The organism is Curvibacter cyanobacteriorum (genome assembly GCF_028649475.1).
Taxonomy (GTDB): domain Bacteria; phylum Pseudomonadota; class Gammaproteobacteria; order Burkholderiales; family Burkholderiaceae_C; genus Curvibacter; species Curvibacter cyanobacteriorum.
In genome coordinates this window covers 166,789-190,718 of the sequence record NZ_JAQSIP010000007.1, presented here as the reverse complement: position 1 = coordinate 190,718, position 23,930 = coordinate 166,789, and the positions used below count along the sequence as shown (strand labels likewise).

Sequence of the window (23,930 nt, the reverse complement as noted above, 5' to 3'; positions counted from 1 at the left end):
AAGGCTGGCCTAAGCCAGCCCGGGCCCCGGCCGCCGGGGCGGCCACGGGTCGGCTCACCCGCTCCCTGCCGCCGGCCCGATCAGCGGGTGGGTCGATCCGCTGGCCCCGTACCGGGCTCGGCCTCGGGCGCCTCGGAGGGAACCGTGGTGGCCCCAGGCTCGGCGGCCGGGCGCCGCGGGGCTTTTTGACGCGCTCGGGGGTGGGCCGCGTCATAGGCCTTGGCCAGGTGCTGAAAATCCAGCCGGGTGTAGACCTGGGTGGTGCTGATGTTAGCGTGGCCCAGCAGCTCCTGCACCGCGCGCAGGTCGCTGCTGGACTGCAGCACATGGCTGGCAAAGGAATGGCGCAGCATGTGCGGGTGCACGGCGGTCGGCATGCCCGCCAGCACGCTGCGGCGGCGCAGGCGCTGCCAGATCGACTGCGGGGTGAGGCGCGTGCCGTTGCGCCCCATGAACAGCGCCGGCTGGTCCAGCACGGCGGCGCTGTCCAGTCCACCGCGTAAATGCAGCCAGCGCTGCAAGGCCGCCAGCGCCTGACGCCCGATCGGCACGCTGCGGCGCTTGCCGCCCTTGCCCTGCACATGGACCTCGGCGGCCTGCAGGTCGATCCAGCCGCGGCCCTGTTGCTGCGCCTGGGGGCTGGCGCGCACGTCCAGGCCGACCAACTCGCCCACCCGCAGTCCGCTGCCGTAGAGCAGCTCGACCAGGGCCGCGTCACGCGCCTCGAGCCAGGGGTCGTCATCGGGGTTCTGGTAGTCGGCCAGCTGCACCGCGTCGTCCACGCCCAGGGCCTTGGGCAGCAGCTTGGGGGCTCGCGGGGCGCGCACATCGGTGACCGGGTTGCTCGCAATCAGGCCCTGCTGCCCCAGCCAGGTGTAGAAGCTGCGCCAGCACGACAGCACCAGGGCAATGCCCCGCCCCTGCCGGCCGGCGCTGTGCATCTGCGCCGCCCAGCGCCGCACCTGGGTGGTGGGCACTTCGGCCAGCGTCAGACCAGCCTCGCGGGCCAGCGCGCTGAGCTGCGTCAGGTGCAGGGTGTAGAGGGTCTGGGTGCGCTGGGCCAGTCGTTTTTCGACCCGCACATGGGTCAGGTAGGCCTGCAGCAACGGGTCCAGCGGCGCGCCAAGGGGGGCGGGCTGGGCCGCCGGGGCCGCAGGCCGGGCCGCGCGCGGAGATCGGCCGGCAGCGGCCACGGGCTCAGCCGCGCAGGCGGCTCAGGGCCGCGCTGGCCAGCTCGGCCATGCGTTCCAGGAAGTCGGTGCCCATGCCGCTGTGGAAGCGCTGCGAATCGGGCGAGGCCAGCACCAACATGCCAAAGGCCGGGGCCGCGCTGCTGATGGCGCCGTTGCGCAAGGGCAGCAGGGCCAGCGAAACGGCCTGGGCCGGCTGGTCCAGCCACTGCACGGCCTCGAAGCCCGGGTTGGCGCCGCAGAACGGCGAGGTCAGCGACGAGGCAAAGGTCTTGGCGTCCTCGGTCACCCCCTGGGCAAACGGCGCGTCCGCGTGCTGCGGGGCCACCGACCACACCTTGATGGCCACCTGGGGCACCTGGAACTGGCTGCGCACATCGGCCACGATGCGCTCGGGCAGCTCGGCCGGGTTGTCGGTGCGCATCAGGCCCAGCGCCCAGCGCTGCAGCTTGTCGGCAATGATGAGGTTCTCGTTGCTGTGCCGGATCATGTCCATGATGCGGCCTTCGAGGGTCTTGATCTTCTCGCGCAGCATTTCGGCCTGGCGCTCCTGCAGGCTGACGGCGCGGTTGCCGTGCGGGCTGGTCATTTGCACACTGGCCAGGACCTCGGCGTGGCGCTCGAAGAAGTCGGGCGAGTTGGTCAGGTAGTTGGCGATGTCGTCTTCGGTGATCGGGTTCATGCCAGGGGTGGTGAGAGCGGTCATGGAGCGGGGAACCTTGGAAATCAGAGGGCGTCGGGCACGTCGATCTGCCCTTCAAAAACGGTGACGGCGGGGCCGGTCATGCGCACAGGCTGGCCCACGCCGGCCCATTCGATGGTCAATTGGCCGCCGCGGGTGTGCACTTCCACACGCGCGTCCAGCAGGCCCAGCCGGATGCCGGCCACCACGGCCGCGCAGGCACCCGTGCCGCAGGCCAGGGTTTCGCCCGTGCCACGCTCGTAGACCCGCAGCCGCACTTCGCTGCGCGAGAGCACCTGCAAAAAGCCGGCATTGACGCGGCGCGGGAAGCGCGGGTGCGATTCAATCAGCGGGCCCCAGCTCGCCACGGGCGCGGTCTGCACGTCGTCGACCAGCAGCACCGCGTGCGGGTTGCCCATGGACACCACGGCCACTGCGGCGTCCTGCAGGGCCTCGCGGCCCGCGGCGGCCAGCGGCCAGACCTGCCAGCTGCCTTGCGCGCGCGGGGCCACGCCCTGGGGGTCAAATGGGATGTCGGCCAGCTCAAACACCGGCGCGCCCATGTCGACCGTGACGCGGCCATCGGCCTGCAGCACGGGCTCGATCAAGCCGGCACGGGTGTGCACGCGGATCGCGTCCTTGGTGGTCAGGCCTTTGTCGCGCACGTAGCGGGCAAAACAACGCGAGCCGTTGCCACACTGCTCGACCTCGCCACCGTCGGCGTTGTGGATCACGTACTCGAAGTCGATGTCGGGGGCGGGGCCCGGGCGCACGGTCAGGATCTGATCGGCGCCGACGCCAAAGTGGCGGTCGGCCAGGTAACGGTACTGGGCCGGGCTGAGGTTCAGGCGCCCGGCGGTCTCGTCGAGCACGACGAAATCATTGCCGGCGCCCTGCATCTTGGTGAAGCGGATCTGCATGGCCGGATTATCGGGGCTTCGCCGGGTGCCGACAAACCACCGGCCCGCAGACCGGGCTCAATCGATGGTGATGTGCGCCGCCTTCACCACCTCGGCCCATTTCTGGCGGTTGGCCTTGACGGTGGCCTTGAACTGCTCGGGGCTCTCGAGGCGCACGGTGTTGCCTGCGCCTTCGAGCTTGGCCTTGACCTCGGGGTTCTCCAGCACCGTCTGCACCGCCGTGTTCAGGCGCTGCACGACGCGCGGATCGGTGCCCTTGGGGGCAAACAGACCAAACCAGATCGAGCTGTCGAAGCCCTTGGTGCCCGCGATGCCGCTCTCGCCGATGGTCGGCACTTCGGACACCGCGCCCACGCGCTTGGCGGTGGTCACGCCCAGCAGGCGCACCTTGCCGGCCTTGTAGTGGCTCAGCACGGTCTGCACCTGGTTCATGATGCAGCAGGTCTCGCCGCGCAGCACCGAGGTCATGGCCTCGGGGCCTCCCTTGTACGGCACATGGGTCATTTCCAGGCCAACGCGCGAGTTGAACTCGGCAAACGCCATGTGGGTGCCCGTGCCATTGCCGGTCGAGGCGAAGTTGTACTTGCCCGGGTTGGCCTTGACCAGCTCGACAAACTCCTTGAGCGTGCGCGCGGGCACCACGTCGGGGTTGATGGTGAGCACATTGGACACGTCCAGCACCGGCGCCACCGGCACGAAGTCGGTCTCCACGTCGAAGGACAGTTTCTTGTACAGCGCCGCATTGCTGCCGTGGGTGGCGGCGGTGCCGAACACCAGGGTGTAGCCGTCGGGCTTGGCGCGCGACACGAACTCGCTGGCGATGTTGCCGGCCGCGCCGGGCTTGTAGTCAATCACCACCGACTGGCCCAGCAGCTTGCCCAGGGGTTCCTGGATCTGGCGTGCCACCACATCCACGCCCGAGCCGGCCGGGAAGGTCATCACCACCGTCACCGGGTGCTGCGGCCAGTCGGCCTGGGCCAGCACCGGGCCGGCGGCGCCCAGCAAAGCGCCCGCCAACCAGCTCAGGCCAGGGCGCCACCAGGATTGGCGAAGGGTAGTCGTGCTCATCAAACGCTCCAAAAAAACAGCAAGGGATCCAAAGATTCAAGGACCGGATTGTGACGATGTGCTCATAAACCGCAGGTCTATGCTTATGCCCCTGCCACAAGCAAGGGCTGGGCCGCCCCCTTGGCGGGCCGGCATGCACGGCCTTGGGTCGCCCGGGGCCTGGTGTAAACCCTGTCCTGCAGGCGGCAGACGCTCCGCAGACGCTGTTGATAATGGCTTGCATGACCCGTTCCAGCCAGCAACTGCACCCTTTCCGCGAACCCGCCCCCCTGCGCCAGGCCGCCACCGTGCTGCTGCTGCGCGATGCCCCCGGCCCCGATGGGACCCTGGGCCTGGAGGTCCTGATGACCCGGCGCGCCATGACGGCCAGCTTTGCGCCGGGCGCCTACGTGTTCCCCGGCGGGGGCATTGACGCGCTGGACGCCCAGTCGCATGCCCTGGCGCGGCGCCGCCCCGGTCAGAGCGATCTGAACCTGACCCGGGCCATCGCCGCCATCCGCGAGAGCTTCGAGGAACTGGGCGTGCTGCTGGCCTGGCAGGCCGACGGCCGCCCCGCCGACGCCCAGACCCTGGCCGGCCTGGACCGCAGCCAGCCCCTGCTGCCCCAATGCGAGGCCCAGGGCCTGACCCTGGCGGCCGACCAGGTCCGGTGGCTGGCCCACTGGGTCACCGACCGCGACCTGCCGCGCCGCTTTGACGTGCCCTTTCTGGTCGCCCCCATGCCCGCGGGCCAGGAGCCCGTGGCCGACGAGGCCGAGCAATTTGAGCCGGTCTGGGTGCGCCCGGCCGATGCCCTGGCGCGCCACGCGGCCGGCGGCTTTTTCATCATCTTCCCAACCATCCGCACGCTGGAGCGCCTGCAGGCCTACCCCTCGGTCAGCGCGGTGCTGGCGGACTGCGCCAACGAGCAAGCGCTGTGGACCAGTTGCCCGCGCGCCGGTTGGCTCAACGGCCACGAGGCCCGCTACATGGAGCACGAAGCCCCCTACGGCGAGCTGGCCCTGGTCAGCCCGGACGGCCAGATCGTGCACGAACTGGCGTGGCAGACCGAGCGCCCCGTGCCCCTGCTGAAGAACGTGCAGCGGCTGACCGCCCCCAACCCCGGCGTGATGACCGGTCCCGGCACCAACAGCTACCTGGTGGGCGACCCCGACACCGGCTACATCGCCATCGACCCCGGCCCCGCCGACCTCGAGCACCTGCAGCGCCTGTGGCAGGCCGCCGGGGGCGACATCCGCCACATCGTCTGCACCCACTCGCACCCCGACCACGCCCCTGGGGCCGCCCCGCTGCAAGCCCTGTGCGTGCAGCACGGCCGCGCGGCGCCCCCGATCCTGGGCCTGCCCTCGGCGCCCACCGCGCGCGCGGCCAGTGCCTTCACCCCGGAACGGGCGTTGCAACACGGTGAACGCCTGGTGCTCAGCGCGCCGGGCGTGCAACACAGCCTGCGCGTGCTGCACACCCCGGGGCACGCGGCCAACCACTTGTGCCTGGTGCTCGAGGAGGACGGCCTGCTGTTCTCGGGCGATCACGTGCTCAACGGCAGCACCACGGTGATCGACCCGCCCGACGGCGACATGGCCGACTACCTTGAGTCACTCGACCTGCTGACGAGGGCTTGCGACACGCACGGCATCGAGTTCATCTTGCCGGCCCACGGCTATGTGCTCGGTGCCGCCCGCGACACCATCGCCCAGCTCAAGGCCCACCGCCTCAAGCGCGAGGCCAAAGTGCTGAGCGCCATGCGCGCCCTGCCCGACGGCACGCCCGAACAATGGGTGCCACTGGCCTATGACGATGTGCCCGAACGCCTGTGGCCGGTGGCCCAGCGCTCGCTGCTGGCCCATGTGGCGCGCATCCGCGCCCTGGCGCTGGCCTGAAGCCCCCGCGGCCGGGCCACCTCCCGCGGCCACGCGGGGCGGCGGGTGGGCGCGGGGGCGCAGGGGCATGTGGGCGTAAACTTCGCCCCCTGCCGCCCCCGCCGGGCGTGGCCGACCTGCTGCCCCACGAACCCGCCCATGACCGAACCGATCCGCTTTTCCAAACACGTCGCCGAACTGGCGAATTGCTCGCGCCGCGAGGCCGAGCTGCTGATCGAGGGCGGCTGGGTGAAGGTCAACGGCCAGATCATCGAAGAACCCCAGCACCGGGTCAGCCCGGGCCAGGACCAGGTCGACATCGACCCCCAGGCCCGCCCGGAAACCGTGCCGCCCGCCACCCTGCTGTGGTACCGCCCCGACCCCGAGGCGGCCTGCGACGCCCAGCGCCTGCAAGGCACGGCGCCGATCAGCCGCCACCCGGTGCGCGTGCTCAAACGCCACTTCGCCCAGCAGTTGCCGCTGGCCGGCCTCAGCGGGCTGGCCACGGGCCTGGTGGTGTTCACCCAGGACGGCCGCATGCGCCGACGCCTGATGGAAGACGAGGCCGAGCTCGAACAGGAATTCATGGTCGAGCTGCCCGGGCAGCTGACCAACGACGCGATTGAACGCTTGCAAAGCCGCCTGCAGCAGGCGCGCCAGTGGCCCCAGGTGCCAGTGGTGGGCAAGCTGAGCCTGAATGCGCGCGGCCCCCAGGGCACGCGGCTGCGTTTTGCGCTCAAGGCCAGCAACGCGGGCTGCATCCAAGCCCTGTGCGAGAGCGCGGGCCTGCGCCCGCAGGCGCTGCGCCGCACCCGGTTGGGACGCGTGGCGCTGGCGGGCCTGGCGCCCGGCGAGTGGCGCTTCATGGGGCCGCACGAGAAGTTCTGAGCGCGCCAGCCCGGCGCGTCGGAACGCAAGAAAGTGTGAAGTCAGCCGATAAGCCGGATTCTGTGCACCGGGGTTGCCCCCGGCGTGACCGCCATTACTCTGGGCCGGGGGTCACCCACCCGGCTCGATGCTACCTACCCGCCAACTCTGCGGAACCACATCAACGTTGGCCTACTTGGTATTGCTGCGCGTAGAGATTGCCCGTTTCACCTTGGTCGGGCACCGACCAAGGTGGCTGTGAGGTCACGCTTGCGCGTGATCTGACGGGCTCTCGCCCGTCCGAACGCGGCTTGCGCCGCACCCCCACAGAACACCCTGGTCGGGCCGGTTCGACCAAACTCGTCTCTGTTGCTCTGATCCTCACCTCGCGGTGGAGAGCCGTTAGCTCCTACGCTGTCCTGTGCAGTCCGGACGTTCCTCCAGTGCGGTGTTTCCACACGGCGACTTGCGTCGCCGCCCTTTCGGCTAGCACCAGCGGCGGTCTGGCTGACTTCACGGACGTGATTATGACCGCTGGGCATGAGCTTAGTTGCCCGCAGGTGAATGAAGTGGGCCAGAATTCGCGCATTCACCTCAAACCCCTCAGGAGACCGCATGAAAGCCGACAACATTCTTCAGACCATTGGCCGCACCCCGCATGTGCGCATCAACCGCCTGTTCGGGCCGCAAGCCCAGGTGTGGATCAAGTCGGAGCGCGGCAACCCGGGGGGCTCGATCAAGGACCGCATTGCGCTGGCCATGATCGAAGACGCTGAAAAGTCGGGGCTGCTGCAACCGGGCGGCACCATCATCGAGCCGACCTCGGGCAACACAGGCATTGGCCTGGCCATGGTGGCGGCGGTCAAGGGCTACAAGCTGATCCTGGTGATGCCCGACAGCATGTCGATCGAACGCCGCCGCCTGATGCTGGCCTACGGCGCCACCTTTGACCTGACGCCGCGTGAAAAAGGCATGAAGGGCGCCATCGCCCGTGCCCAGGAACTGGCCGCCAGCACGCCGGGCGCCTGGATTCCGCAGCAGTTCGAGAACCCCGCCAACATCGACGTGCATGTGCGCACCACGGCGCAGGAAATCCTGGCCGACTTCCCCGAAGGCATTGACGTGCTGATCACCGGCGTGGGCACTGGCGGCCACCTGAGCGGCACCGCCCGCGTGCTGAAGGCCCAGTTCCCGCAACTCAAGGTGTTTGCGGTCGAGCCGACGGCCTCGCCGGTGATCTCGGGCGGCGCGCCGGCGCCGCACCCGATCCAGGGCATTGGCGCCGGGTTCATCCCCAAGAACCTCGACACCAGCCTGCTCGATGGCGTGATCCAGGTCGAAGCCGAAGCCGCGCGTGAGTACGCCCGCCGCAGCGCGCGCGAAGAAGGCCTCCTGGTGGGCATCTCCTCGGGCGCCACGCTCGCGGCCATCGCCCAGAAGCTGCCCGAACTGCCGGCCAACGCCACCATCCTGGGCTTCAACTACGACACCGGCGAGCGCTACCTGTCGGTCGAAGGCCTGTTCCCGGCCTGAAGCCGGCCTCGGCGGGGGGGCTGGGCGCGGCCCCCTGATTCGCCCCCGCCCCCTGTTGAGCCGGGCGCCGGGGCCCCACCGGGCGGGCCCCAGACCGGTCGGGCCGATTAAAATCGGGGTCTTCCCTTCAGACCTCTGCTTGATCAACACAAGCCGGCCCCCATGATTCGCCTCACCGAACTCAAACTGCCGCTGGCCACGCTGCCAGCCGACACTCAGACCCAGCCCATCGAGGCGCTGCGCACCCAGGCGGCCCAGATCCTGGGCATTGCCCCGGCCGCCATCGACACCGTGCATGTGCACAAGCGCAGCTTCGACGCGCGCAAGCCCGAACTGCTGACGGTCTACATCGTCGACCTGACCCTGCACGACCGCGCGGCCGAGGCCCCGCTGCTGGCCCGCCACGCGGACCACCCCCACATCCAGCCCACGCCCGACATGGTGTGGCGGGCCCCGGGCCACGCCCCCGAGGGCTTCCCCAGCGCCGGCAACGAACGCCCGGTGGTGGTGGGCTTCGGGCCTTGCGGCATCTTCGCGGCCCTGGTGCTGGCCCAGATGGGCTTCAAGCCCATCGTGCTGGAGCGCGGCAAGACGGTGCGTGAACGCACCAAGGACACCTGGGGCCTGTGGCGCAAGAAGGTACTGCACCCGGAGTCGAACGTGCAGTTCGGCGAAGGCGGCGCGGGCACGTTCTCGGACGGCAAGCTGTACAGCCAGATCAAGGACCCGCGCCACCTGGGTCGCAAGGTGATGAACGAGTTCGTCCAGGCCGGCGCCCCCGAAGAAATCCTCTACGCGGCACGCCCCCACATCGGCACCTTCAAGCTGGTCAAGGTGGTCGAGACCCTGCGTGAACAGATCATTGCGCTGGGCGGCGAGATCCGCTTCCAGCAACGCGTCACCGACGTGGTGGTCGACCCCGACGGTCCCCAGGGCCGCCAATTGCGCGCGCTGCGGGTGCTGAACCTCGAGAACGGCCAAAGCTACGAGCTGCCCGCCAGCCACGTGGTGATGGCACTGGGCCACAGCTCGCGTGACACCTTCACCATGCTCCACCAGCGCGGCGTCTACCTCGAGGCCAAGCCGTTCTCGGTGGGGTTCCGCGTCGAGCACCCGCAAGGCCTGATCGACCGCGCCCGCTGGGGCCGCCACGCGGGGCACCCCCTGCTGGGGGCTGCCGACTACAAGCTGGTGCACCACGCCAGCAATGGCCGCGCGGTGTACAGCTTCTGCATGTGCCCCGGGGGCACCGTGGTGGCGGCCACCTCGGAGCCCGAACGCGTGGTGACCAACGGCATGAGCCAGTACTCGCGCAATGAGCGCAATGCCAACGCCGGCATTGTGGTGGGCATCGATCCGCAGGACTACCCCAAGCAAGCCGCCGACTTTGAATGGGCCCTGGGCCCCGACCACCGCTGGCAACCGCCTGCGGAAGGCACCTTCCACCCGCTGTCGGGCATCGTGCTGCAGCGCCAGCTGGAGTCACGTGCCTTTGTGCTGGGCGGCAGCAACTACGAAGCACCGGGCCAGCTGGTGGGCGACCTGGTGGCCGGTCGGCCCTCGACCGCGCTGGGCTCGGTCGAGCCGTCCTACAAACCCGGGGTGAAGATGGGCGACCTGTCGCAGGCCCTGCCCGATTACGCGATCAGCGCCATGCGCGAAGCCTTCCCGGCTTTTGGCCGCAAGATCAAGGGCTTTGACCTGCACGACGCGGTGCTGACCGGCGTCGAAACCCGCACCTCATCCCCCCTCAAGATCACCCGCGGCGCCGACTACCAGAGCCTGAACACCCGGGGCCTGTTCCCGGCGGGTGAAGGCGCCAGCTACGCGGGCGGCATTCTGTCGGCCGGCGTCGATGGCATCAAGGTCGGCGAGGCGGTGGCGCAAAGCCTGCTGGGGCTTCAGCTGAGCTGACGCCGGGCGGGCGGCGCCTCGACCGCCGGCAGGGCGCCAAAGCCGCCCTCCAGAACGGCCCCGGCGGGCAGCCGGAAGCTGTCCACGGTGTTGGCCAGTTGCTGCGCCTGTTGGCGCAGGCCCTGGGCAGCGGCGGCGGACTGCTCGACCAGTGCTGCGTTCTGCTGCGTGATCTGGTCCAGGCGGCTGACAGCTTCATTGACCTGCCCCAAGCCCGTGCTCTGCTCGCGCGCCGAGTGGCTGAGCTCGGCGATGATGGTGCCCACCCGGGCCACCGACTCCACGATCTCGGCCATGGTGCTGCCCGCTTGCTGCACCAGTTGCGCCCCACTGTCGACCTGGGTCACGCTGGAGGCGATCAGGTCACGGATCTCGCGTGCGGCCTGGGCCGCGCGCTGGGCCAGCACCCGCACCTCGCCCGCCACCACGGCAAAACCGCGCCCCTGCTCGCCCGCGCGAGCCGCCTCGACCGCAGCGTTCAGGGCCAGGATGTTGGTTTGGAAGGCGATCCCGTCGATCACGCCAGTGATGTCGGCAATGCGCCGCGACGACCCCGAAATGCCGTCCATGGTCGCCACCACCCGCGCCACCACCTCGCGCCCCTGCACCGCCACGGCACTCGCCGAACCCGCCAGGCCTTCGGCCTGCTGGGCGGCATCAGCGCTCTGGCGCACCGTCGCGAGCAACTCTTCCATGCTGGCCGCCACCTCCTCGAGGTTGGAGGCGGTCTGCTCGGTGCGCGCAGAGAAATCGTTGTTGCCCGCGGCAATCTCGTGGCTGGCATTGGCCACCGAGGCGCTGGCACTGCGCATGCCCGACACCACCTGCACCAGCTTGCCCTGCATGGCGCTCAGTTCGCCCATCAGCACCTGCAGTTCGTCACGGCTGCGGGGATCAACCGGGGGCGCGGCGTGGGTCAGGTCGCCATCGGCGATGTGGCCGGCCAGGCGCGAAGCCCCCGCCACCGGGGTGAGGATGGAGTTCGACAGGCGCCACGCGCTGAGCACGCTCAGCGCCAGCCCCAACAAGGAGCCCGCGACCAGCAGCGTGATGCCCTGGCGTTCGCTGCTGCGCGCGTTGTCACGCGCCAGCTGCACCCGCGAGCGCTGGTACTGCGCCAATTGGTCCACCGCCGCGGCATAGCGGTCTGCCGCGGGCCGCAGGCTCTGGCCGATCGCCTCGTCGGGCACCGGCTGCCCCCCGGCCCGCTGCTTGACCAGGCGGTCCCTCACTTCGCGGAAACCCTGGCCCGCGGCGTCCAGGGCGCTGAACAGTTTCTTGGATTCGTCGTCGCTGGCCAACGCCTCGAGGCGTTTGCGGACTTCGGCGGAGCGGACCGAAGTGAGCTTGCGGTCGGCATCGATGCGCGCCGCGGCGGTCGGGTTGTCGATCAGCAAGAGGGTTTCGGCACGGCTGGCGCTGATCACCACGATGGCGTGCAACTCGGCGGCCAGCAAGGCGCGTTCGGACGAGTCACCCCCGAGGTCATCGGCGATCGCCTGCAATTGCATCAGGCGCCAGATGCCGATCCCTGCCGCCAGGGTCATGACCAGACACACCAGACCAAAGCCCAGGGCCAGACGTGGCCCCAGACGGGTTCAGGAAAGAAGGCCTGCTGCCATGACGCACCCCACGCAGAGAACAAAGATGGGCGCAGCTTAACGGAAGCGGGCGCGAGCTGCCAGACGCACGGGACGCTGACGCCCCCCAGTGGCTCGAGTCCGTGGAGAGGCCTAGGCGCAGAGGGCCCTGGCATGCGCCGCCGGGCAGGCCCCGACCGCCGCGCCAGATCGGCGCTGGGCGGTCAGCACGCGCCAACGGCGTGCGCATGCGGTCCCGCCTCAGGCGTGCGTTTGGCCTTGCAGGCGGGCAATGCGTTCTTCGATCGGCGGGTGGGTCGAGAACAGCTTGCCCAGACTGCCGGTGATGCCCATCGCGGCCACGCTCTTGGGCAGTTCACCCGGCACCATGCCGCCCAGGCGCACCAGCGCGTTGACCATCGGCTGCTGGCGCCCCATGAGCTGGGCGGCCCCGGCGTCGGCGCGGAACTCGCGCTGACGCGAGAACCAGGCCACGATCATGCTGGCCAGGAAGCCCAAGAGGATGTCGAGCACGATGGTGCTGACCAGGTAGGCCACGCCCGGGCCCGAGCGCTCTTCGTCGTCCCCCTTGCGGAAGAAGCTGTCCACCGCGTAGGCGATGACGCGCGACAGGAACACCACGAAGGTGTTCATCACGCCCTGGATCAGGGTCATGGTGACCATGTCGCCGTTGGCGATGTGGGCCACCTCGTGGCCGATCACGGCCTCAACCTCCTCACGCGTCATGCCTTGCAGCAGGCCGGTGGAGACGGCCACCAGGGCCGAGTTCTTGAAAGCGCCGGTGGCAAAGGCATTGGGCTCGCCTTCGTAAATGCCGACCTCGGGCATGCCAATGCCGGCGCGCTCGGAGAAGCGGCGCACGGTGTCGACGATCCAGGCCTCGTCGGGCGACTGGGGCTGGTTGATCACCCGCACCCCCGAGCTCCACTTGGCCATGGGCTTGCTGATGAGCAGCGAAATGAACGCGCCCCCAAAGCCCATGATCAGGGCAAAGCCCAGCAAAGCGCCGAGGTTCAGCCCATTGGCCGTCAGGTAACGGTTCACACCCAGCAGGCTGGCCACGATGCCCAGCACCACCACAATGGCGACGTTGGTCGCGATCAACAACAGGATTCGTTTCATCAAAGCTCCATCAGGAAATTACAGTAGGCCCCGTCCGCCAGCCCGCCCCACCGGGGCCAGCCGACCACAGACCGCGCGCCGTGTGCTTTGTTGTGTGTTGTTGTGCGGCCGGGCGCCAGCCATGTCAGAAGAGCCGATATTAGGGGCAAAAGTTCCCCCCACGGCGAAAGCCCGGGCCCCTGGCCCAGGTGTTGGACGGCCTGGCCCCGCGGCATCGCCGAGGGGGCGCAGGACCGCGCGCTCAGACCACGCGCCAGGGCAGCGATTCGCCGGCGCGCAGCGGCTTGAGCTGGGCTTCACCAAAGGCAAAGCTCTCCGGCGGGGTCCAGCTTTCGCGCTTCAGGGTGAGGGTGCCGGTATTGCGCGGCAGGCCGTAGAAGTCGGCGCCGTTGAAGCTGGCAAACGCCTCCAGTTGGCCCAGGGCGCCGGCCTGGTCAAAGGCCTCGGCGTACAGCTCGATGGCCGCGTGGGCGGTGTAGCAGCCGGCGCAACCACTGGCGTGCTCCTTCAGGTGGGCCGGGTGCGGCGCACTGTCAGTGCCCAGGAAGAAGCGCGGGTGACCGCCGGTGGCGGCCGCCACCAGGGCCTGGCGGTGGGTTTCGCGCTTGAGCACCGGCAGGCAGTAGTAATGCGGCCGGATGCCGCCCGTGAAGATGGCGTTGCGGTTGTACAGCAGGTGGTGGGCGGTGATGGTGGCGCCGGTGAAGCGGTCGGCCGCGCTCACGTAGTCGGCGGCTTCGCGCGTGGTGATGTGCTCGAACACGATCTTCAACTCGGGGAAGTCGCGGCGCAGCGGGATCAGCTGGGTGTCGATGAACACCGCCTCGCGGTCGAACAGGTCGATGTCGGACGAGGTGACTTCACCGTGCACCAGCAGCAGCAGGCCCTCACGCTGCATGGCTTCGAGCACCGGGTAGATCTTGCGCAGGTCGGTCACGCCTGCGTCGCTGTTGGTGGTGGCGCCGGCGGGGTACAGCTTGCAAGCCACCACACCGGCCGCCTTGGCGCGCGCGATCTCGTCGGGCGGCAGGTTGTCGGTCAGGTACAGGGTCATCAGCGGCTCAAAGCTCATCCCGGCCGGGACGGCGGCGCGGATGCGGTCGCGGTAAGCCACGGCCTGGGCGGCGGTGGTCACCGGCGGCTTGAGGTTGGGCATGATGATGGCGCGGCCAAATTGGGCAGCGGTGTGGGGCACCACGGTGGCGAGGGCGTCGCCATCGCGCACATGCAGGTGCCAGTCATCGGGGCGGGTGATCTTGAGGAGGTCGGTCATGGGCGCCGATTTTCGCATCCCTGGCGCCACCGCGGGTGGGGCCCGGACCGATCCGCGCCGGACCCGGCCGGGCTCACACCGTGAAGTGGCCCGCCGCCTCGGGCTGGTACTCGATGGCCACAATCTCCCAGCGGGCCAGACGACCATCGGGCTTGGTCCATTGCACCTGCTGCCCCACAGGCCAGCCCAGCAGGGCCAGGCCAGCCGGTGACAACACCGACAACGGCCCCTGTTCGGCCTGGGCCTCCGCGGGGTACACCAGCGTGACGCTGCGCACGGGCCCGCCCTCGATCGGGCGCACGGTGACGCGCGACAGCATGGTCACCACCTGGGGCGCCATGGCACGGGAAGGCACGACGTCGGACTCGTCGAGCAGGCGGCACAGGGCGTCGGCCAGGGGCTCGGGCCCGGCTTGGCGCGCGAGCAGGCGGCGCAGGCGCACCTCATCGAGCTCGGTGAGCACACGGTGTTCGGCCATGGCAGGAGCGCCAGGCCGCGAAGGCAAGGGAGTGGACATGTTCGATCCGTTCAAGCGGGACGGCGCCGGCAGGGACCGGCCGGCTCGGTGGCTGAGGGCGGGACGCCCTGTGGGGCCCGGCGATTCAGCCAACTCGAACGAAGGAATCACCGGGCGGGAGGATCTGCGGCCAGCAGGCCACAGCGGCAGAAAGGGGATCGAACAGAGGTCATGAGGCGTCCATCTTAGGCAGACGCGGCCGCAAGGGTGTTTCCACTTGTAAACGCTTCCCAGGCCCACCCCGCGCCGCGCCGGGGTCGCGGACCGTACAGTCCACCGGTGTCCGCGCCAAACGTCAGACGATAATACCCCTGCGCGCCGGGTGGATTGACCGCTGCTTGGGCCCGCGGTCATCGCCAAGGCTGCTACCCGGGCCCCGCAGCGAGTCGACCTGTGCTGCTCCCTTTTGCCAACCCTGATGCCCCACCATGTCCTCCAAAGACACCAAGCCGCCTGAGCTTGCCCCGGTCGCGCCTGCCGAAGCCGACGAACCCACCCGCGTGCCGCTGGCCATCGAAGACTGGCTGACCGTGCTGATCATGGCCGCGCTGGCCCTGATCACCTTTGCCAACGTGCTGGTGCGCTATTTCACGAGTTCGTCCTTTGCCTGGACCGAGGAGTTCTCGGTCTTTCTGATGATCGTGCTGGCCTTGGTGGCGGGTTCGGGCGCGGTGGCGCGGGACCGCCACATCCGCATCGAATACTTTTCCGACAGCGGCTCGATGGCGCGCCGGCGCGGCCTGGCCTGCTTTGGCGCGCTGATGGTGGCCTTGCTGTTTGGCCTCATCGCGGTGCTTAGCGTGCGCGTGGTCTGGGACGACTACCGTTTTGGCGAAACCTCGCCAGGCATCGGGGTGCCGCAGTGGTGGTATTCGATGTGGATGCCGATCATCTCGCTGGCGATTGCCCTGCGTGCCTTTGGCCTGTTCATGCGCCGCCTGCGTGGCGTGGTGCCGGGGGCGTCCGAATGACCGCGACCCTGCTCTTCATTGTGTTCCTGGCCATGATGCTGGCCGGGGTGCCGATCGGCGCCTCGCTGGGCCTGGCGGGGGCGGCCGCGATCGCCATCGCGAACGCGGATTCGCAGTGGTTCGGCCTGCTCGCCGTGCCGCAAAATTTTTACGCCGGGCTGGGCAAGTACCCGCTGCTGGCGATCCCGATGTTTGTGCTGGTGGGCTCGATCTTTGACCGCTCGGGCGTGGCGCTGCGGCTGGTCAATTTTGCGGTCGCCATGGTCGGCCGGGGCCCCGGCATGTTGCCCCTGGTGGCGATTGCGGTGGCCATGTTCCTGGGCGGCATCTCGGGCTCGGGCCCGGCCAATGCGGCGGCCGTGGGCGGGGTGATGATCGCGGCCATGTCGCGCGCCGGCTACCCGGCCAGCTTCTCGGCCAGTGTGGTGGGCGCCGCGGCGGCCACCGACATCCTGATCCCGCCGTCGGTGGCTTTCATCGTGTACTCGGTGCTGGTGCCCGGTGCGTCGGTGCCGGCGCTGTTTGCCGCGGGCATGATCCCCGGCGTGCTGGCGGGTCTGGCGCTGATCGTGCCGGCCGTGTGGCTGTCGCGCAAGCACCAGATGGGCGCGCTCGAGTCCACCCTGCCCCGCCCGCCGTTCTGGCAAAGCCTGCGCGAAGCCGTCTGGGGCCTGGCGGCGCCGGTGCTGATCCTCGGCGGCATGCGCGCGGGCTGGTTCACGCCCACCGAGGCCGCCGTGGTGGCGGTGTTCTATGGCCTGTTTGTCGGCATGTTCATCCACCGCACCATCCGCTTCCGCGACCTGTTTGTGATCCTGCGCGAGTCGGGCGAATTGTCGGCCGTGATCCTGATCGTGGTGTCGCTGGCGGGCATCTTTGCCTTCTCGCTGTCCACGCTGGGCGTGATCGACCCGGTGACGCAAGCCATCGTCAACTCGGGCCTGGGTGAGTACGGGGTGCTGGCCTTGCTGATCCTGCTGCTGATCACGGTCGGCATGTTCCTTGACGGCGTGTCCATCTTCCTGATCTTCGTGCCGCTGTTGCTGCCCATCGTCCAGTACTACAAGTGGGACCCGGTGTGGTTCGGCGTCATCCTGACGCTGAAGGTGGCCCTGGGCCAGTTCACACCGCCGCTGGCGGTCAACCTGATGGTGTCCTGCCGCATCGCCAAGGTGCGCATGGAAGAAACCGTGCAATGGGTGGGCTGGATGCTGTTCTCGATGTTCCTGGTCATGGTGCTGGTGCTGGTGTTCCCGGAACTGGCGCTGTGGCTGCCCCGCCAACTGGGGTATTGAGCCGGTGACGGCGCGCCGGGCCCTGACCCGGTGCCCGCCCCCAACCCACGCTGACAACGCAATGCGACTGCTTTTTTTAAGGAGACTGAGATGACCCCCACCACAACCTCCCGCCTCAAGCGCGGTCTGCTGGGCCTGGCCCTGAGCGCCGTGGCCCTGGCGGCCCTGCCGGGTGCTGCCAGCGCCCAAACCTACAAGTCCGAGTACCGCATGTCGCTGGTGCTGGGCACCGCCTTCCCCTGGGGCAAGGGCGGCGAGCTGTGGGCCAACAAGGTGCGTGAGCGCACCCAAGGCCGCATCAACATCAAGCTGTACCCAGGCGTGTCGCTGATCCAGGGCGACCAGACGCGTGAGTTCAGCGCGCTGCGCCAAGGCGTGATCGACATGGCCGTGGGCTCAACCATCAACTGGTCGCCCCAGGTCAAGCAGCTCAACCTGTTCTCCCTGCCCTTCCTGATGCCCGACTTTGCGGCCGTGGACTCGCTGACCCAAGGCGAAGTGGGCAAGAACCTGTTCAAGGTGCTGGACCAAGCCGGCGTCGTGCCGCTGGCCTGGGGTGAGAACGGTTACCGCGAGATCTCCAACTCCAAGATGGCGATCAAGAAGCCCGAAGACCTCAAGGGCATGAAGATCCGCGTCGTGGGCTCGCCGCTGTTCCTGGACACCTTCACCGCCCTGGGCGCCAACCCGACGCAGATGAGCTGGGCCGATGCCCAGCCCGCGCTGGCCAGCGGCGCGGTGGACGGGCAAGAAAACCCGATGTCGATCTTCACGGCGGCCAAGCTGCACACCGTGGGTCAGAAGCACCTGACGATGTGGGGCTACATCTGCGACCCGCTGGTGTTTGTCGTGAACAAGGACATCTGGAACTCCTGGACCCCGGCCGACCGCGAGATCGTGCGCCAAGCCGCGATCGACGCCGGCAAGGAAGAAATTGCCATCGCGCGCAAGGGCCTGGTGGAAGCCGACAAGCCGCTGCTGAAGGAAATCGCCGGCCTGGGCGTGACCATCACCCAACTGAGCCCGGCCGAGCGCGAAGCCTTCGTCAAGGCCACCCGCCCGGTGTTCGACAAGTGGAAGGCCACCATCGGCAACGACCTGGTGGCCCAGGCCGAAAAGGCCATTGCCGAGCGCAAGAAGTAAGCCTGTGCCCGCCGCCCGCCAGGCCCTGGCCTGGCGCGGGGCCTCAGCCCCATGAAAAAAGCCCCGTTGGCGCAGGCCACGGGGCTTTTTGTTGGGTCGTTGGACGCGCGCGGGGAGCCCGGCATTGGAGCCCCCAGGCGGCCCCGCTGGCCGCGGCGTTTCAGTGCTGCAGGATCTTGTTGAGGAAGTCCTTGGTGCGGGGTTGGCGCTCCTCGGGCTTGTTGAAGAAGTCGTCCTTGGAGCAGTCCTCCAGCACCTTGCCGCCCACGTCCATGAAGATCACGCGGTTGCTGACCTTGCGCGCAAAGCCCATTTCGTGCGTCACGACCATCATGGTCATGCCTTCCTTGGCCAGGCTCACCATCACGTCCAGCACTTCGCCGACCATTTCGGGGTCGAGCGCCGAGGTGGGTTCGTCGAACAGCATCACGATCGGGTCCATCGACAGCGCGCGCGCAATCGCCACGCGCTGCTGCTGGCCGCCCGAGAGCTGACCCGGGAACTTGTCCTTGTGCGCGATCAGGCCCACGCGCTCCAGGTACTTCAGGCCATGCTTCTTGGCTTCGTCAGCGCTGCGGCCCAGCACCTTGACCTGCGCAATCGTCAGGTTCTCCGTCACCGACAGGTGGGGGAACAGCTCGAAGTGCTGGAACACCATGCCCACGCGGCTGCGCAGCTTGGGCAGGTCGGTCTTGGGGTCGTGCACGGCCGTGCCGTCGACGTAAATCTCACCCTTCTGGAAGGGTTCGAGCGCGTTGATGGTCTTGATCAGGGTCGACTTGCCCGAGCCCGAAGGCCCGCACACCACCACCACTTCGCCCTTGTTGATCTTGGTCGAGCAGTCGTTCAGCACCTGAAAACTGCCATACCACTTGGAAACGTTCTTGAGTTCAATCATTGCTATTCCTCACTCTGTTCCGCCTCAGCGGATGATGGCAATCTTCTTGTGCAAGTGCTTGACCAGGCTGGACAGCGCAAAGCAGATCACGAAGTAAATGACAGCGGCCAACACGTAGGCCTCGATCGGGCGACCGAAGTTCTTGCCCGCGGTCTCGAAGCCCTTGAGCATGTCGTAGGCGCCAATCGCATAGACCAAAGAGGTGTCCTGGAACAAGATGATGGTCTGCGTCAGCAGCACCGGCAGCATGTTGCGGAATGCCTGCGGCAGGATCACCAGCTTCATGTTCTGGCCATAGGTCATGCCCAGGGCCTGGCCGGCAAACACCTGACCCCGCGGGATCGACTGGATGCCGGCGCGCATGATTTCGCTGAAGTAAGCGGCCTCGAACGCGATGAAGGTGATGGTCGCCGAGACCTCGGCGCCGATGGGGCGGCCGATGGCAAACGGGGCCAGCAGGAACACCCACAGGATCACCATCACCAGCGGGATGCTGCGCATGCCGTTGACGTAGAGGGTGGCCGGCACGTCCAGGAACTTCTTGCCCGACAGGCGCATCAGCGCCAGCACGGTGCCGAACAGCACACCGCCAATGGTGGCCACGATGGTCAGCATGATGCTGAAGTAGAAGCCCTTGAGAACAAATTTGCTGATCAGGTCCCAGCTGTAAAAGGAAAGGTCGAAGTTCATCAGTGTCCCCCTCCCGTGCCGCCCTGGACGATGAAGCCGGGGATGCGCGCACGCTTTTCAATGAACGCCATGATGCGGTTGATGGCGAAGGCCGACACCACATACAGGCTCGTGACGGCGATGTAGACCTCGATGCCGCGCGAGGTTTCTTCCTGCGCTTGCATGGCGAACATGGTCAGCTCGGCCACCGAGACGGCAAACGCCACGGAGGAGTTCTTGAAGATGTTCATGGTCTCGCTGGTCAGCGGCGGGATGATGATGCGAAACGCCATCGGCAAGATCACATAGCGGTAGTACTGCGGCGTGGTGAAGCCCAGCGCCATGCCCGCATAGCGCTGACCGCGCGGCAGGGCCTGGATGCCGGCGCGCACCTGCTCGGCAATGCGCGAGGAGGTGAAGAACCCCAGGGCCAGCACGACCAGCACAAAGCCGGGGACGTCCTTCAAGGCCGGGAAGAACGCCGGAATGACGTGGTACCAGAGGAAGATCTGGACCAACAGCGGAATGTTGCGAAACAGCTCGACCCAGGCATTGCCAAATCGGGTGAGCCAAGGGCTGTCAGGCAGGGTGCGAATCGTCCCGATCACGGCACCAATCACCAGGGCGACCAGCAGCGCCAGCAGCGCCACCGACACGGTCCAACCCCAGGCGGACAGCATCCATTGCCAATACGTCGGGTAAGCCCCACCGGGGTCTTGCAGGAAGACTTCCCATTGCCAGTTCATGGCCATACAGGCTTCTCCATTTTGTTGATTTATCAAACGCTTGTGCGGCCTGCCCGAGCCCCCACCTTGTGGGTGGCGCAACGGGCAGGCGCACAGGGGACCAGGGCCTCAGGTCAGGGCGACCCGAGGCCGGGGGGCCTCAGGCCCGATCACTTCTTGGCGTAGTCTTCAGCCGGCTTGTCGTTGGGGTTGGCCCAGGCCGCCTTGGTGGCGTCGCTGGCAGGCAGACCCACGCGCGTGTTCTTCGGCGGGATCGGCTGCACGAACCACTTGTCGTACAGCTTGGCCAGCTCACCCGACTTGGCCAGTTCGCGGATGGTGTCGTCGCCCAGCTTCTTGAAAGCGGGGTCGTCCTTGCGCACCATGATGCCGATCGGCTCGACGTTCAGCACTTCGCCCACGATCTTGTAGTCGGCAGGCGACTTGGAGTTGGCGATGTTGCCGGCCAGGATCTGGGCGTCCATCACGAAAGCATCAGCGCGGCCCGACTCCAGCAGCAGGAAGCTGTCAGCGTGGTCCTTGCCGAAGACTTCCTTGAAGTCAACGCCGGTGGCGCGCTCGTGCTTGCGCAGCAGTTGCACCGAGGTGGTCCCGGTGGTGGTGGCCACGTTCTTGCCGTTCAGTTGCGCGATGCCGGTGATGCCCGACGCGCCCTTGACGGCGATGCGCACTTCTTCCACGTAAGCGGTGTCCAGGAAGGACACGTCCTTCTGGCGACCCAGGTTGTTGGTGGTCGAGCCGCACTCGATGTCCACGGTGCCGTTCTGCACCAGCGGAATGCGGTTTTGCGAGGTCACCGAGACGTACTTGACCTCGAGCTTCTTGCCAACCGCCTTCTCCACGTTGGCGATGATGCGTTGGCACAGTTCGACGTGGTAGCCGGCGTACTTGCCATCGCCCAGGGTGTAAGACAGGGCGCCCGAAGAGTCGCGCACGCCCATGGTGATCGACCCGGACGCCTTGACCTTGGCCAAGGTGTCGTTGGCCTGTGCCAGCACGCTGCCAGCCGCGAGGGCGGTGACTGCAAAAGCAAGCAGATGTTTCTTCATGGAATCTCCTTTGGATGGGAAGGATGAGATTAGGGAAAAACGATTTTAAGGATGCGCCTCTCCGGGAATACCCGGCGAGCAACGCGTGTACTGCGGCCAGAGCCGGCTGGAAACCGGGCCCCAGGCCTCAAGGTGTCACCTTGGAGACAACAGCATCACCCCGTCCCCTCCGCGCCTGAGGCTGCGCCGGCTTGGTGCAGGCGCCGCCGTGGGCTTCGGATCGGAAAGGGCTCAGGCTGAGGTCAAGCAGTCTTTGTGCCAGGCAACCTCGCGGGGTGCTCCTGGCGGGCAGTCCAAGAGGGGGCGGCGTTGCTTGTCTCGCAAATCTGGCACATGGGATGTCCTTGTCTTTTTAGTGGGCTTTCGCGTGCGGGCCCCATCGGCAAAGGGGCCGCTGGCAAGGCAGCGAAGCGCCTCGCACTGTAGAGACGGCGCGCGGCAAAAACCAATGCCTTTTTGCAGGCACTTCATGCACGAAAAGCATAAATACCCAAAACGTCAATTGCCATGCAGAAATTGCATGACGTTACGCTCAAGCTGGGTTTGCCATCAGGTAACGCCACAAGGCCTCAGCGCGGTCCTTGGGCACATCGCGGCTGCCCCCGGTGGGACGCTCGCGGTAGGCGCGGACCTCCATCGTGACCTCCAGACGCGGCGCGTCCGGCGGCAAGGCGCTGACCAGGCGGCGCGCGCGCAGGTCTTTCTTGACAGCGCTCAGCGGCAGGAAGGCAATGCCATGACCTTCGAGCGCCATGGCCTTGAGGCCCTCGGCCATGTCGGTTTCATAGACCCGGTCGAGGTGGATGGCGGTGCCCGACTGCTTGAGCATCACCTCCACCATGCGGCCCAGGTAGGCGTCCGGCGCGTAGCCCAGGTAGGGCAGCGGCTGGCCCGGGCGGCCTGGCAGCAGGTACTGCGGGCGGCCTTCGGCGTCGGGCTTGACGTAGGGCGACAGCACCTCTTCGCCGAGGCTGACCATCTCGTAGCGGTCGGGGTCGATCTGGAACGGTTGGGAGGGGTGGTAGTAGGCGATCAGCAGGTCGCAACTGCCCTCGACCAGGCGCATCACCGCGTCGTGCACATTGAGCGCGATCAACCGGCTCTTGAGCGGACCGAACTTCTCGCGCAGGCTCGACACCCAGGTCGGAAAGAACGTGAACGCCAGGGTGTGCGGGACGGCGAATTCCACCACGTCCTTGCCGGCGCTGGTGTGGCCCCGCAGCATGGCGCGCGTGGTCTGCAGCGCCTGCAGCATCTCCAGGGACTGGGCGTAAAGCGTCTCGCCCGCCGGGGTCAGGCGGGTGGGGTAGGAGCTGCGGTCCACCAGGTCGGTGCCGGCCCATGCTTCCAGCGCCTGGATGCGGCGCGAGAAGGCTGGCTGCGTGACGTGGCGCAGCTGAGCCGATCGGCTGAAGCTGCGGGTCTCGGCCAGGCTGACGAAGTCTTCAAGCCATTTGGTTTCCATGGGGCGCGATTATGAGCACCTTCCGCGCCCCCTGACCAGCGATCAGCGCAACAAAAGCGGACCGATTCGCCGCCCTGATCAGACCGGGGCCACGGGGCCACGGCCCGCCAGGTGCCCCTCGACATTGGCCACGAACTGGTCCACCGAACGCTGCACCGCCTCGGGTGACCAGCCTGCCACGTGCGGGGTCAGGACCACGTTGGGCAGGCCAATCAGCTCGGCCGGCGGGCGCGGTTCGCTCTCGTACACATCGAGGCCGGCGGCCCCCAAGCGCCCCTCACGCAGCGCGGCGGCCAGGGCCGCGGTGTCGACCACGCTGCCGCGGGCGATGTTGACCAGGGTGCCGCGCGGGCCCAGGGCCTGCAGCACCTCGGCGTTGACCAGGTGGCGGGTGGCGGGGCCGCCCGGCGTGGCGACCACCAGGAAGTCGGCCCATTCGGCCAGGTCGCGCAACTGGTCGAAGTAGCGGTAGGCGACGTCGCGGCGCGGGCTGCGGTTGTGGTAGCCAATCTCGATGTCAAAGCCCTCGGCGCGGCGCGCGATCTTGCGTCCGATGCCCCCCAGGCCCAGCAGGCCCAGGCGCCGCCCGGACACATTGGGTGGCAGCGGCAGCACGTCACGCCAGACGCCGTCGCGGGTCAGGCGGTCGTGGTGCACGATGCCGCGCACGGCCGCCAGCAGCAGGCCCATCGCGTGGTCGGCCACGCAGTCCTCGTTGGTGCCCGCGCCCGTGGCCACCACCACGCCACGTTGCTGGGCGTGGGCCACGTCGATGTTTTCATAGCCCGCGCCCAAGGCGCAGACCAGGCTGAGCTGGGGCATGGCGTCCATCTCGGCCGCGGTCAGGCCGGTGGCGCCAATCGTCAACACGATCTGCACGCGGGCGCCGTGTTCGGCCACCGCGGCAGCGCGCTCGGCGGGGGTGGGGGCATAGATCAGGTCCAGGGTCTGGGCCAGTTGGGCGCGGTGGCCTTCGGTCAGGCCATGCAAAACAAGCAGCTGCGGTTTCATGGGTTCAAACAAGAATCAAAGGACTGAAAAGAACAAGGTCAGGGAAGGCAACACGCCCGGGGCGGCTCGTGACCGCCCGCGGGAAGGCACGGAGCGCACGGACGCCCGGGGCACCACAGACGCCACACGGGCTCAAG

General features: G+C 67.9%; 21 protein-coding genes and 1 other RNA gene. 7 read left to right on the top strand and 15 right to left on the bottom strand.

Going from position 1 to position 23,930, the window contains the following annotated elements; all coding sequences use genetic code 11:
• Window positions 1-80 precede the first annotated feature (80 nt).
• The 4 genes from PSQ40_RS15545 to PSQ40_RS15530 all read right to left on the bottom strand — a co-directional run bounded on the left by PSQ40_RS15545 (window position 81) and on the right by PSQ40_RS15530 (window position 3,860).
• Complete coding sequence (locus tag PSQ40_RS15545; RefSeq protein WP_273952808.1) at window positions 81-1,115, bottom strand: tyrosine recombinase XerC; 1,035 nt, start codon at window positions 1,113-1,115, stop codon at window positions 81-83.
• A gap of 82 nt (window positions 1,116-1,197) precedes the next feature.
• Window positions 1,198-1,896: a DUF484 family protein gene (locus tag PSQ40_RS15540; protein WP_273952690.1), complete on the bottom strand. Its 699-nt coding sequence runs from the start codon at window positions 1,894-1,896 to the stop codon at window positions 1,198-1,200.
• 20 nt (window positions 1,897-1,916) lie between these two features.
• Complete coding sequence (gene dapF, locus PSQ40_RS15535; protein WP_273952689.1) at window positions 1,917-2,792, bottom strand: diaminopimelate epimerase; 876 nt, start codon at window positions 2,790-2,792, stop codon at window positions 1,917-1,919.
• Window positions 2,793-2,849: 57 nt separating this feature from the next.
• Entirely contained in the window at window positions 2,850-3,860 is a 1,011-nt protein-coding gene (locus PSQ40_RS15530) for a Bug family tripartite tricarboxylate transporter substrate binding protein (protein ID WP_273952688.1), read from the bottom strand.
• Window positions 3,861-4,081: 221 nt separating this feature from the next.
• Between PSQ40_RS15530 and PSQ40_RS15525 the strand changes: the two genes are divergently transcribed.
• A complete protein-coding gene (locus PSQ40_RS15525) occupies window positions 4,082-5,740 on the top strand; it encodes an MBL fold metallo-hydrolase (protein ID WP_273952687.1) in 1,659 nt (552 codons plus the stop codon).
• Between the two features lie 138 nt (window positions 5,741-5,878).
• Window positions 5,879-6,607: an RNA pseudouridine synthase gene (locus PSQ40_RS15520; protein ID WP_273952685.1), complete on the top strand. Its 729-nt coding sequence runs from the start codon at window positions 5,879-5,881 to the stop codon at window positions 6,605-6,607.
• Between the two features lie 33 nt (window positions 6,608-6,640).
• Here PSQ40_RS15520 and rnpB read toward each other — a convergent pair.
• Window positions 6,641-7,101, bottom strand: an RNA gene (gene rnpB / locus PSQ40_RS15515) — RNase P RNA component class A.
• A 100-nt stretch (window positions 7,102-7,201) separates the two neighbouring features.
• Between rnpB and cysK the strand changes: the two genes are divergently transcribed.
• A complete protein-coding gene (gene cysK / locus PSQ40_RS15510) occupies window positions 7,202-8,119 on the top strand; it encodes a cysteine synthase A (protein ID WP_273952684.1) in 918 nt (305 codons plus the stop codon).
• A gap of 162 nt (window positions 8,120-8,281) precedes the next feature.
• A complete protein-coding gene (locus PSQ40_RS15505) occupies window positions 8,282-10,033 on the top strand; it encodes an NAD(P)/FAD-dependent oxidoreductase (RefSeq protein WP_273952682.1) in 1,752 nt (583 codons plus the stop codon).
• Here PSQ40_RS15505 and PSQ40_RS15500 read toward each other — a convergent pair.
• The 4 genes from PSQ40_RS15500 to rnk all read right to left on the bottom strand — a co-directional run bounded on the left by PSQ40_RS15500 (window position 10,021) and on the right by rnk (window position 14,546).
• The gene (locus tag PSQ40_RS15500) at window positions 10,021-11,625 is read right to left on the bottom strand and encodes a methyl-accepting chemotaxis protein (protein WP_409338605.1); all 1,605 of its coding nucleotides are present in this window, start codon (window positions 11,623-11,625) and stop codon (window positions 10,021-10,023) included. The two genes, PSQ40_RS15505 and PSQ40_RS15500, sit on opposite strands and share 13 nt — an antisense overlap.
• Window positions 11,626-11,874: 249 nt before the next feature.
• The gene (gene htpX, locus PSQ40_RS15495; RefSeq protein ID WP_273952681.1) at window positions 11,875-12,756 is read right to left on the bottom strand and encodes a protease HtpX; all 882 of its coding nucleotides are present in this window, start codon (window positions 12,754-12,756) and stop codon (window positions 11,875-11,877) included.
• A 241-nt stretch (window positions 12,757-12,997) separates the two neighbouring features.
• Entirely contained in the window at window positions 12,998-14,029 is a 1,032-nt protein-coding gene (pyrC, locus tag PSQ40_RS15490; protein ID WP_273952679.1) for a dihydroorotase, read from the bottom strand.
• A 73-nt stretch (window positions 14,030-14,102) separates the two neighbouring features.
• Window positions 14,103-14,546, bottom strand: a complete 444-nt coding sequence (gene rnk, locus PSQ40_RS15485) for a nucleoside diphosphate kinase regulator (RefSeq protein WP_273952678.1) — start codon at window positions 14,544-14,546, stop codon at window positions 14,103-14,105.
• Window positions 14,547-14,974: 428 nt separating this feature from the next.
• Between rnk and PSQ40_RS15480 the strand changes: the two genes are divergently transcribed.
• The 3 genes from PSQ40_RS15480 (at window position 14,975) to PSQ40_RS15470 (ending at window position 17,955) form a co-directional block, all read left to right on the top strand.
• Window positions 14,975-15,517 (top strand): TRAP transporter small permease, encoded by a 543-nt coding sequence (locus tag PSQ40_RS15480; RefSeq protein WP_273952676.1) that lies wholly within the window; start codon window positions 14,975-14,977, stop codon window positions 15,515-15,517.
• On the top strand, window positions 15,514-16,812 hold the full coding sequence (locus PSQ40_RS15475) for a TRAP transporter large permease (RefSeq protein ID WP_273952675.1): 1,299 nt from the start codon (window positions 15,514-15,516) through the stop codon (window positions 16,810-16,812). The genes PSQ40_RS15480 and PSQ40_RS15475 overlap by 4 nt, the downstream gene beginning before the upstream one ends.
• A 90-nt stretch (window positions 16,813-16,902) precedes the next feature.
• A complete protein-coding gene (locus PSQ40_RS15470) occupies window positions 16,903-17,955 on the top strand; it encodes a DctP family TRAP transporter solute-binding subunit (protein ID WP_273952674.1) in 1,053 nt (350 codons plus the stop codon).
• Window positions 17,956-18,115: 160 nt separating this feature from the next.
• On the opposite strand, the gene PSQ40_RS15465 is transcribed toward PSQ40_RS15470, so the two are convergent.
• The 6 genes from PSQ40_RS15465 to PSQ40_RS15440 all read right to left on the bottom strand — a co-directional run bounded on the left by PSQ40_RS15465 (window position 18,116) and on the right by PSQ40_RS15440 (window position 23,793).
• Complete coding sequence (locus tag PSQ40_RS15465) at window positions 18,116-18,853, bottom strand: amino acid ABC transporter ATP-binding protein (protein ID WP_273924639.1); 738 nt, start codon at window positions 18,851-18,853, stop codon at window positions 18,116-18,118.
• 24 nt (window positions 18,854-18,877) lie between these two features.
• Entirely contained in the window at window positions 18,878-19,543 is a 666-nt protein-coding gene (locus tag PSQ40_RS15460; protein WP_273952673.1) for an amino acid ABC transporter permease, read from the bottom strand.
• Window positions 19,543-20,268: an amino acid ABC transporter permease gene (locus tag PSQ40_RS15455; RefSeq protein ID WP_273952672.1), complete on the bottom strand. Its 726-nt coding sequence runs from the start codon at window positions 20,266-20,268 to the stop codon at window positions 19,543-19,545. Before PSQ40_RS15455 ends, PSQ40_RS15460 begins: the two co-directional genes overlap by 1 nt.
• A gap of 149 nt (window positions 20,269-20,417) precedes the next feature.
• Entirely contained in the window at window positions 20,418-21,317 is a 900-nt protein-coding gene (locus PSQ40_RS15450) for a transporter substrate-binding domain-containing protein (RefSeq protein WP_273952671.1), read from the bottom strand.
• 532 nt (window positions 21,318-21,849) lie between these two features.
• A complete protein-coding gene (locus PSQ40_RS15445) occupies window positions 21,850-22,782 on the bottom strand; it encodes a LysR substrate-binding domain-containing protein (protein WP_273952669.1) in 933 nt (310 codons plus the stop codon).
• Window positions 22,783-22,860: 78 nt separating this feature from the next.
• Window positions 22,861-23,793, bottom strand: coding sequence for a 2-hydroxyacid dehydrogenase (locus tag PSQ40_RS15440; RefSeq protein WP_273952668.1), 933 nt, complete (start codon window positions 23,791-23,793; stop codon window positions 22,861-22,863).
• Between the last annotated feature and the right edge of the window lie 137 nt (window positions 23,794-23,930).